9 protein-coding genes are annotated in these 9,913 nt (G+C 62.2%); 2 read left to right on the top strand and 7 right to left on the bottom strand.

The genetic code is table 11. From position 1 onward, the window contains the following. Nucleotides 1-616 precede the first annotated feature (616 nt). Nucleotides 617-1,495 (bottom strand): Dyp-type peroxidase, encoded by an 879-nt coding sequence (locus RTH46_RS18305; protein WP_316906288.1) that lies wholly within the window; start codon nt 1,493-1,495, stop codon nt 617-619. 182 nt (nt 1,496-1,677) lie between these two features. On the opposite strand from RTH46_RS18305, the gene RTH46_RS18300 reads away from it, so the two are divergent. Then, nucleotides 1,678-2,574, top strand: a complete 897-nt coding sequence (locus RTH46_RS18300) for a bile acid:sodium symporter family protein (protein WP_316906287.1) — start codon at nt 1,678-1,680, stop codon at nt 2,572-2,574. Nucleotides 2,575-2,685: 111 nt separating this feature from the next. Here RTH46_RS18300 and RTH46_RS18295 read toward each other — a convergent pair whose 3' ends face one another. Continuing rightward, nucleotides 2,686-3,147, bottom strand: coding sequence for a sterol desaturase family protein (locus RTH46_RS18295; RefSeq protein ID WP_316906286.1), 462 nt, complete (start codon nt 3,145-3,147; stop codon nt 2,686-2,688). 439 nt (nt 3,148-3,586) lie between these two features. On the opposite strand from RTH46_RS18295, the gene RTH46_RS18290 reads away from it, so the two are divergent. Then, nucleotides 3,587-4,300, top strand: coding sequence for an MgtC/SapB family protein (locus tag RTH46_RS18290; protein ID WP_279847821.1), 714 nt, complete (start codon nt 3,587-3,589; stop codon nt 4,298-4,300). Here RTH46_RS18290 and dksA read toward each other — a convergent pair. The 5 genes from dksA to RTH46_RS18265 all read right to left on the bottom strand — a co-directional run bounded on the left by dksA (nt 4,297) and on the right by RTH46_RS18265 (nt 9,908). Further along, a complete protein-coding gene (gene dksA, locus RTH46_RS18285; protein WP_153786394.1) occupies nt 4,297-4,704 on the bottom strand; it encodes an RNA polymerase-binding protein DksA in 408 nt (135 codons plus the stop codon). The genes RTH46_RS18290 and dksA overlap by 4 nt on opposite strands. 104 nt (nt 4,705-4,808) lie before the next feature. Continuing rightward, nucleotides 4,809-6,146 carry a dihydroorotase gene (locus tag RTH46_RS18280; protein WP_153786393.1) on the bottom strand — a complete coding sequence of 446 codons (1,338 nt, stop codon included), beginning with the start codon at nt 6,144-6,146 and terminating at the stop codon, nt 4,809-4,811. A 2-nt stretch (nt 6,147-6,148) separates the two neighbouring features. Beyond that, a complete protein-coding gene (locus tag RTH46_RS18275) occupies nt 6,149-6,709 on the bottom strand; it encodes a carbonate dehydratase (RefSeq protein ID WP_153786392.1) in 561 nt (186 codons plus the stop codon). A gap of 232 nt (nt 6,710-6,941) precedes the next feature. Then, nucleotides 6,942-8,525 carry a lipase family protein gene (locus RTH46_RS18270; RefSeq protein WP_316906285.1) on the bottom strand — a complete coding sequence of 528 codons (1,584 nt, stop codon included), beginning with the start codon at nt 8,523-8,525 and terminating at the stop codon, nt 6,942-6,944. Between the two features lie 609 nt (nt 8,526-9,134). Further along, the gene (locus tag RTH46_RS18265) at nt 9,135-9,908 is read right to left on the bottom strand and encodes a hypothetical protein (RefSeq protein ID WP_316906284.1); all 774 of its coding nucleotides are present in this window, start codon (nt 9,906-9,908) and stop codon (nt 9,135-9,137) included. Nucleotides 9,909-9,913: the final 5 nt, after the last annotated feature.

Genomic DNA, 9,913 nt, shown 5'->3' with positions numbered 1-9,913 from the left:
ACTGGCCGCCGTCCAGTACCATTTCGGCTGCTTGGACTTTGTATTCTCTTGAATAAGATTTACGCACTGATTTTGCCTCCAATTGGGCGCCATCATAGCGCCCGATGAAGGTGTCCAAAATCATTAGGCCAGTTCAAGCCGGCTCCCACAGGTACAGCGCAAGTCTGTGAGTTTCGCACTAACCTGTGGGAGCTGGCTTGCCAGCGATTGCAATCCTGAGTCCCCAACTCATCCAACTAGCGACAGCTAACGCCAGCCCAGGCGCCGCCCCTAACTTCGCGACTTCAGGAGGCTGAGTGTAGGCGTCTGGAGGGCCCTGGTGCGCAGCACCCTTCGGCGNYAGCCGAAGGCGCGAGATGTAGACTTGCGCAGCAAGTCGGAGGCCGCGCGGGCCCGGAGGACGCCGGAGCGAAGGGACCCCGAAGCGCAGCGTAGGGGCCGTATGATGGGAGCGAGCGGCTTTGCTTACTTTGGCCAAGACCAAAGTAAGCCGCCGTAAGGGCGGAAAGGTGACTACGCGTCGACATCACAAATGAATGCGCATACAACTTTCAAAACCAACCAACCAATGGCTAATGGCTAATGGCTAATGGCTAATGGCTAATGGCAACCAGAATCACCCCAACAGCACCCGCAAATCAGCCCCCGCCTCACTCATCGGCGGGCACCAGTAGTACCCCCCACTCAAAGGCCTGCTGAAACGGTAAAGCCCATCAACCACCCCATCCTCCAACCCGCTCATGCGCCGCAGCTGCACCTCGAACGCGTCCAGCGAGTACCCCAGCGCAACAAACGCCAGCCCCGCCCCTCGCTCATCGGCCCAAGCCACCGAACGCCGCACCACAAACGCCTCGGGCTCGAAGCTCTCCTGGGCGGTACGCTTGACGTGCGCCGACTCCGGCGCGTCATCGAGCTCCTCGTTGTCGCTCAGGCGCCGCCCGATGATGTTGTCCTGCTCATCCTGCGGCAGCGCCTTGAAGTAGTTCAGGTCATGCTTCCACAACTGGAACGCGGCAAAGCTGGAACCGGCCAAGCCAGGTACGTCACCTGCAACGATGGCGGCATCGACCGCGTCCTGCTCCACCGGGTTTTCCGTACCGTCTTCGTACCCCGTCAGGTCATGCCCGCCGCGGTGCAAAAAACCATCAACGCTGTCGACCAGGCGCAGCGCCGGTGCCAGCATCGCTTGCAGCGCCTGGGCACGCAGGAACAGCTCCCCCCGCTCCTCGCCACGCAGCCACAACCACAGTGCGTGCTGGGTCGCCGGGTTCTCCACCACGGCGTCCAGTTGCGGGAAGCTGCGCAGGCCCGGCACTTCGCGGCCCAAGGCCTTGGCCAGCGGCGTGCCGACGCACAGGATCAGGCTCTGTCCATCGACTTCGGCGATCAGCTGGTCGAGCACGGATGGCAAGGCCTCATGGCAATCGAGGGCGAAGAACAGGTGGCGGGCATGGGCCGGCACCGGGGTGGCAAGCAGACCTTGCTGGAACGGCATGACAGGCTAATCCTTCGGCAAAACGCAGATGCTACTGCGCCAGGCGCGCCATCGCAACGCGACGCAAGGCCGCTGTGTCCGTGGCCTTGGTAATAAATGGTTACCAAGTATGGCCCTTTGCGATTAGCTATCGTTCAACCGCCACCTAGACTGCTCGGGATCCTTCGCCCGAGAGACCGCCCATGACCGCCTCGCCGCTGCTCACCGCAATCCTGCCCCTGGCCTTGGGCATCATCATGCTCGGCCTGGGCCTGTCGCTGACCCTGGCCGATTTTGCCCGGGTGGTGAAATACCCAAAACCCGTGGTCATCGGCCTGGCCTGCCAGATCCTGCTGCTGCCTTTGGTGTGCTTCCTGATCGCCAACGGCTTTGGCCTGGAGTCGGCGCTCGCCGTGGGTCTGATGCTGCTGGCCGCCTCCCCTGGCGGTACCACCGCCAACCTGTTCAGCCACCTGGCCCATGGCGACGTGGCACTGAACATCACTCTCACGGCAGTGAACTCGCTGATCGCCATCCTTACCATGCCGTTGCTGGTCAACCTGTCGCTGATCTGGTTCATGGAGTCGGACCAGGCCATCCCGCTGCAATTCGCCAAGGTGATGCAGGTATTCGCCATCGTCCTGCTGCCGGTGGCGCTGGGCATGCTGATCCGCCACTGGGCGCCGCGCTTTGCCGCGCGCATGGAAAAACCGATGAAGCTGGTGGCGGCACTGTTCCTGGCCTTCACCATCGTCCTGGCGCTGACCAAGGACTGGCAGACGGTGGTCGAGTACGCCCCGATCGTGGGTGGCGCCGCGCTGCTGTTCAACCTGCTCAGCCTGGGGGTGGGTTACTGGCTGCCACGGCTGCTGAGCATCCCGAAACGCCAGGCGATCGCCATCGGCATGGAGATCGGCATCCACAACGGCACCCTGGCAATTGCCCTGGCACTGAGCCCGTCGCTGCTGAACAACGCGACCATGGCGGTGCCAGCGGCGATCTATAGCCTGATCATGTTCTTTACCGCAGGGGCCTTTGGCTGGTGGGTGAGCCGGGGGCGTGGGGTGGAGACGGTAGCTGAACAAAAGGCTGTGAGCTGATCCAAAGGCCAATCGCCGGCAAGCCGGCTCCCACAGAGAATGCGTATGGCTTGAGGTCAGCGCGGTCGAGGTGGGAGCCGGCTTGCCGGCGATTGGAGCGCGAAGCGCTCCTTAGCGCTGACGACGCTTCAACTGCTGCTTCAAAACCCGCAACGGCGGCGCATAGAAGAACCCGAACGACACACTGCCCTGGCGCCCTTTCACCGCATGGTGCAACCGATGCGCCCGATGCAGGCGCTTGAGGTAACGATTGACCGGCTTCGGCGCCCGTGGCCAGTGCCGGTGAAAAAAGCCGTCATGGGCCAGCACGTAGGCCACGCCATACCCCGCCACACCGCCGCCCACCCATTGCAAAGGCGCGTGCCCGGCCTTGCCCAGCGCCACCAGCGCCGTGGCGATCAAGCCCAGGGCGACAAGATACAGGTCATTGGTTTCCAGCATGCCCAGCTGCGGTTCATGGTGCGAGCGGTGCAGCCACCAGCCCCAACCATGCATGACGTACTTGTGGGCCAGCGTGCCGACGCCCTCCATGGCCACCAGGGTGCCGAACAGCACGGCGAGATTGAACAGCATGGGACAGTCCGGGGGTTGGCAACGAAAGGCGCAAGGGTAACACTGCCCGGCGCCGATGTTCCATGAAGGCCGCCCGCCTGCACGCGCCTGCGTAACACAAATGTCATGCGCCCGGCCTTGACCCTGCCAGGCTCAAGGCGTAAGGTCCGCCGCGCATTCAAGCATCCCCCGCACAGGAGACCCCTGCATTGGACAGTAGCCCCAGTCGCTTGCGACAGGCCCACACGGCGAGCTAGTCCGGCAGTGTCCCTGCCACTGTCTCGCCGCACTCGGTAGACGGTGGTTTCCTCAGGTCTCAGACGACCTACCCTTCCTCCTCTTCCCCGCCCCGCCACCCTGTTGGCGTGCCGGCCCGTGGTCCTGCGCATTCACCGTTTTCAACCGCGCCGCCGTGCAAGCGGCGCTTGCATGGGCCTTGGCCCGTGGAACGAGGTTCGCTATGGATTGGAAAATCTTTCTGCTGCGCGTGAGCGTGGCCCTGGTACTCGGTGCGCTGATCGGCGCCGAGCGGCAACTGCGTCAGCGCCTGACCGGCCTGCGCACCAACGCGCTGGTCAGCACCGGCGCCTGCCTGTTCGTGCTGATGACCCAGGCCGTGCCGAGCATGAGCCCCAGCGATGCCTCGCGCATCGCCGCCTATGTGGTGTCGGGCATCGGCTTTCTGGGCGGTGGCGTGATCATGCGCGACGGCTTCAACGTACGCGGCCTGAACACCGCCGCCACGCTTTGGTGCACCGCCGCAGTCGGGGTGCTGTGCAGCCTTGGCCTGTTGCTGGAGGCCGCGTTGGGCAGCCTGGTGGTGCTGTGCGCCAATATCCTGCTGCGTGACATCGCCCAACGTCTGGACCGCCAGGAGGTGGTGCCGGCCAGCGAGGTCGAGCAGCGTTTCGAAGTGCGCATCGTCTGCCGCGCCGAGGACGAGATCCAGGTGCGCAGCCTGATGCTGCACAGCCTCAGCGACCCAGGCCTGCGCCTGCAGTCGCTGCACAGCGAGGACCTGGCTGATCCGGCGCGCCTGGAAGTACGCGCTGAATTGCTCGGCAGCCCGCAGGCGCCCGCCACGCTGGAGCGCCTGGTCAGCCGGGTGAGCCTGGAGAAAGGCGTCAGCTCGGTGCGCTGGCAGCTGCAGGCCCTGGCGCTGAACAGTGATTAACCGTCGTGGCGCAAATGCCGCTCCCTGAGCTCCTGGCGCTCCTTGGCCTCGATGCTCAGGCTGGCGGTGGGGCGTAGCAGCAGGCGGCGCAGGCCGATCGGCTCGCCGGTTTCCTCGCACCAGCCGTATTCGCCGCGGGCCAGGCGCTCCAGCGCCTGGTCGATCTTGTCCAACAGTTTCTTTTCGCGTTCCAGCGAGCGCAGCTGCCAATGGCGTTCTTCCTCGGCACTGCCAATATCGGCCGGGTCGCTGTGCACCTCCTGCTCGCGCAGGGCGCGAAACTCACTGTCGATGCGGGCCTGCAGCGCGTCGCGATCGGCCAGTAGCAGGTTGCGGAAGTATTGGCGTTGGGGTTCGTTCATGTAGGCGCTGACAGGCTGGCGCAACAGTTCGTCTTCGGTCATTGATGTACTCCTTTGAAATTTTGGGGGCGCTCTGCGCCCCAATCGCTGGCAAGCCAGCTCCCACCCCTACCGCACCTGTGGGAGCCGGCTTGCCGGCGATTGGGCTAACGCTCGAACATCAACGGTAGCCCCTGGCAACCGTCCTGCACCCGCCCCTCGTGCCAGGCCAATTGCCCGGAGACCACCGTACTGCGCACCACATGATGGAAGCTGCGCTGCGCAAACGGCGTCCAGCCGCAATGGGCCAATACCGGATCGGCCGCCACCGGGCGTGGCACCGCCAGGCGCTCTACCAGGGCAAAGTCGGCCCAATACCCTTCACGCAAGAAGCCCCGCTCACGAATGGCGAACAGCTCGGCCACCGCGTGGCTGGTCTTGTGCACCATCTGCGCCAGACTCAGGGCCCCCTCGCTGACCAGTTCCAGCGCCGCGGGAAGCGCATGCTGCACCAGCGGCAAGCCGGCCGGCGCTCGACCGTAGGTCCGGCGCTTTTCCTCCAGCGTGTGCGGTGCATGGTCGGTGCCGATCACATCGATGCGGTCCTCGGCCAGCGCCCGGCGCAGCGCCACGCGGTCGCTGGCGGTCTTGATCGCCGGGTTGCACTTGATCAGGTGACCGAGGCTGGCGTAGTCGCTGTCGTCGAAATACAGGTGGTGCAGGCACACCTCGGCGGTGATGCGCTTGCCGGCCACCGGGCCGGGTTCGAACAACGCCAACTCCCGCGCAGTGGTGAGGTGCAGCACGTGCAGCCGAGTGCCAAAGCGCCGGGCCAGCTCGACGGCCAGGCTGGACGAGCGATAGCAGGCCTCGGCATCGCGAATCAGCGGATGCGCGGCCGGTGGGATGAACTCGCCATGCCGGTCGCGCCACCAGGCCTCGTTGTCGAGGATGCTGGGGGTGTGTTCGCAATGGGCTAGCACGAGGGTCGGTGCATAGACGAACAGTTTTTCCAGTACCTGCGGATCGTCCACCAGCAAGTTGCCGGTGGACGCCCCCATGAACACCTTGATCCCGGCCACCTCGCGCGGGTCGAGGGCAGCAATGGTGTCGAGGTTGTCGCGGCTCACGCCGAAGTGAAAGCCGTAGTTGGCCTGCGACCCCGCCGCTGCCCGGCGCTGTTTGTCGGCCAGAGCCTCGCGGGTGAGGGTCGGCGGGCTGGTGTTGGGCATGTCCATGAAACTGGTGATGCCCCCGGCCACCGCCGCCCGCGACTCGCTGGCGATGCTGCCTTTGTGCGGCGCGCCCGGCTCGCGGAAATGCACCTGGTCGTCGATCATCCCCGGCAGCAGGAAGGCGCCCTTGGCGTCGATCTCCCGGGTTGCGCGCACGTTGCCGATGCTTGCGTCGATCCGCTCGATGCGGCCGTGGCGTACCAGCAAGTCGGCGTCGAACTCGCGCCCCTCGTTGACCAGCCGGGCATTGCGTACCAGCAGCGTGTCCATGCTCAGAACTCGTTGTGCAGGGCCTTGTAGCCCTGGACCAGGTCGATGTTGGTGCGCGCCACGTCCTCGGAGAACTCCGAGGCCGAAACGCTCACCGGCGGGTAGCTGGCAAGGTCGGTGTGCGGGCCGATGTGTTCGGTCGGCGGCACGTAGAAGCGCGGCGGCAAGTCGCGGCCATCGACCACCGAGTTGTGCCGCACCACGCTGCCGTCACCCACCTTGCAGTTGAACAGCACGCTGTTGAAGCCGATGAATACCCGGTCGCCGACCTCGCACGGGCCGTGCACGATGGAGCGGTGGGCAATGGAGCTGAATTCGCCGATACGCACGGCGGCGCCGGACTTGGAGTGGATCACCACGCCATCCTGGATATTGGAGTTGGCGCCGATGACGATGGGCTGCATGTCGCCGCTGGCATCCACCTCGTCGGCGCGGATCACCGCGTAGGGGCCGACGAACACGTTGTCGTGGATGATCACCTTGCCGCAGATGATCGCGGTGTGGTCGATGTAGGCCGAGGCGGCGATTTCGGGGAGATGGCCGGAAGGGTTTCTGCGGATCACGGAGGGAGACCTTGGTCGGTGAGAGCGCTAAATGTTACGTTATAACACTTACAATGCAAGCACTCTCGACGGGCCTTATCGCTGGCGAGCCAGCTCCACTTGATTCAGGTTTGTGCGGTTGGTGGAAGCCGACGTGGGATCAACAACCGGATCGCCTACGGTTACCGGGACAGCGAATTCCATTTCCTGAAGATCAGCAATGACGTTCCCGGTAATCCGTGAAGAACCGTTTTCATATCAGGTTCAAAGGGTCATTCGGATCGCTCTGGGCATCGAGCATGGCGAAGATCTCGTCGGAGGTTACTACCTTGATCTCCGGCACCCTCGAGGCACGTTCCGCCGGCGCCATGGCCAATGGCTCGACACGGGTGTTGCCGACCTGCGCCTGCCACCGCGCCAAGGCTTCGGCCAGTTGCGGCTGGCCCGCGAGGGTACCGTAGACGTCGGCCTCGCTGACCGGTGCGCGGCGCAGGCTGCCCAGGCGTGCACGGGTGGCCTCCAGGCGTTCCAGCTCCCGCTCGATCTGCGGCAAACTGGCTTCATGCGGGCGCCGGTAATGGTCGCCCAACGCCAGCCTGGTGCGACGCTCGCGCAACTGCCTGTCGATCTCCTCCAGCGCGACCTCCACCACTTCCAGTTCCCGTACGGTCACCGCCGGCGTGCGGTTGGCCAGCGCCTGCTGGTGGCGGCGCAGCATGGCCCAGCAGGCCGGGACATAGCTGCTGACCATGTAGTGATCGTTGAGGCTGAACGAACGGTGCTCGGGCAGCTTGTCCACCTGACTCAGGTACTGGCTGCAGGCAGCTTGCGCGGTGATGGTAGTGCAGCCCGGGCTCCAGAGGATGGCCGACTCCTCCTGGCCATTGAGCTGGATCGGCATGAAATGGCGCAGGTCGCCATGGTGCTCGTAGGGCTCGCCGTCCTGGTTGACCAGGCCTGTGTGCATGATCTTCATGCCCAGCGGGAAGCTGATCGGCGCCAGGATGGCGCCTGGGGCGATCACCTCGTAGCGGGTGTTCATCCACGGCAGCGGCAGGTTGGGGATGAGGTCGTCGTTGCTGACGATGCGGTGGTGCAGCAGGTCGGCGGCGCTGCGGGTGAAGGTGGTGTCGCCAGCACGCGGGGCGCCGTAGGTGTAGAGCTGCAGGGGGTAGCGGCTGTCGGCTTCGCGCAGCATCTGCGCCAGCAGCAAGGCGATTGCACCGCCAAGGCTGTGGCCACAGATGATGAGTTGCTGTGATTGGTAGAACTTGTCCAGGTAGCTTGTCGCGAACAGCAAGGCACGCTTCGCCGCMAGGTAAAAGCCCCGATGGACCATACCGCTCCCCTCTTCGAACGGCACCTGCCGGGCATCAAAATCGCGAAGCAGGTCGGGGATCATCTCGCTGGTGCCGCGAATCGCGATGATCATCACRTCGGCGTTGTGGGTGATGAAGGCCTGCGTGTCCGTAGCGTCTAGCTCCTTCCGGTCATCCAGGAAATGAATAGAGGCCGGGTTCTCCTGCTCTTTACCCAAATCGGGACTGTTCTTCTCATAGAGATCAGGATCGAATGGTGCGATTTCCCATCGCTGGGAGTAGGGCACATCCTCGTACAGCGGGAAGTACTCTTTGCGCTGGGATGAATCAACGCGCCAGATCTCCTGGCCACAGGCCAGTGCCTCGCCAAACCAGTTTCCGACGGTGGGGGCATGGGGAAAACTGACCGAAGCGGCCAGCACAGGATGGCCCGGTGGCTCCTGGCCGAACGGGTTGTAGCTGAGCGTGGCCATCAAGGCCAACTGATACAGATTCAGCGCGCAGAACTCAGGGTCCATTGATAGTACGGGCCGGAACGCCCGAAGCGGGCGGACCTCCAGCACAGTATGCTTGCCGGGCATGAGCGCCACACCCCACTCGCAGTGCTTGCCCATGATCCGCCGGAGCCCTTTGGCGGGTGGGAAGGAGCGTGCTGATAGCGGAGGAAGGTGGCAGCCATGACGGACAAGCTCCCGAACTTCTACTTGAAGGAAATAGTCCGCATGCTCGCCTGCCGGGTTGGAGGTCGTTCGAGTACTGTCGTGGTTAACATAGCGAGTTTGTTCTGCACAAACCTGAATGTCTGTAATTTTTAGCGGATAGTGGCGCCGCTTTTGCAGCCATGAATAACATTCATCACCGCCCGCGTAGCCAACTGTAAATCGCAAGCACACTGGACCAGCGTAATGACTTTGAATCTCCCCTCTACCCTCTATATTTAGCGCACCCTTATAGATCACCCCCTCCATGTCGACAACCTCATAAAAAGCCCCCACATATGAGGTGCCACTCCCTAGCTCATCCACTAACTGAAAGCTTGTTGATCCGTCACGACTTGGGCAGACCAACATAAGGCCATTCACTGGATGATTTATCTCTTTTATAAACTCGTCGCGATTCATCATTGATTACTCACCACAGTTAGGATAAATACTGCAGATGCGTCCGTCCGGCATCTTGAAATCAACAAAATCTGTTTGATTTCCCCGGCAAAACCCGTAAAGATCATTAACACCCTTCCCTAAGCATCTCTTCCATCCATAGGGGAATTCGATCCAAGTATCTCCAATTGAAGGGATTTCTTTATCTTCAAGCCTAATATTCATCCTCACTGTTTTTCCAGGAAGTTGACTGACCAGGTAAGCACCAAAAGGACTCCCGAGAGAAACCTCGCCGCGCTCATTGTCTTTCTTGCAATCTAGTATTTTTCGAATTACACGATCCGGCCCCATAGTTCGAAATAGCCACTGACATTTACCGTAGAACGTATCTCCATCCTCGGCATTCATGACACGCCGATATTTTTCATCCAGCTCTGTATAAACTCCAACATTAGCCCTATCTTCTGACCGATGGTGAAAAGCGCTCCCGTAAAAAGCCATGACTCTGATCTTTATATGACTAACAATCATCCGGCAGCCCTTGATCGTTTTTCGAATCTCAATGACCGACGTCGGGCTGTACTCTTTAGGCCAATTCCTATTGAACGACGGCATGGTTCTGCGCCAATCGGTCACTTCGCACTTTGTCCCGGGCTCCGGCTCATAGAGCGCAACCGCCTCATACCCAAAGTCAGGGGGTAATTCACCCACTAACTTGAACGTATTCGGCTTCTCTTCAACGCACCCCACCACTGAAACCAAACCCACCAGCACCACACACTTGAGTATCGAACGCTTCATACTTT

The organism is Pseudomonas sp. zfem004 (assembly GCF_032621715.1).
Lineage (GTDB): Bacteria > Pseudomonadota > Gammaproteobacteria > Pseudomonadales > Pseudomonadaceae > Aquipseudomonas > Aquipseudomonas sichuanensis.
Note: the sequence above shows the minus strand (reverse complement) of the source record. Positions and strands in the feature narration are given on the sequence as shown.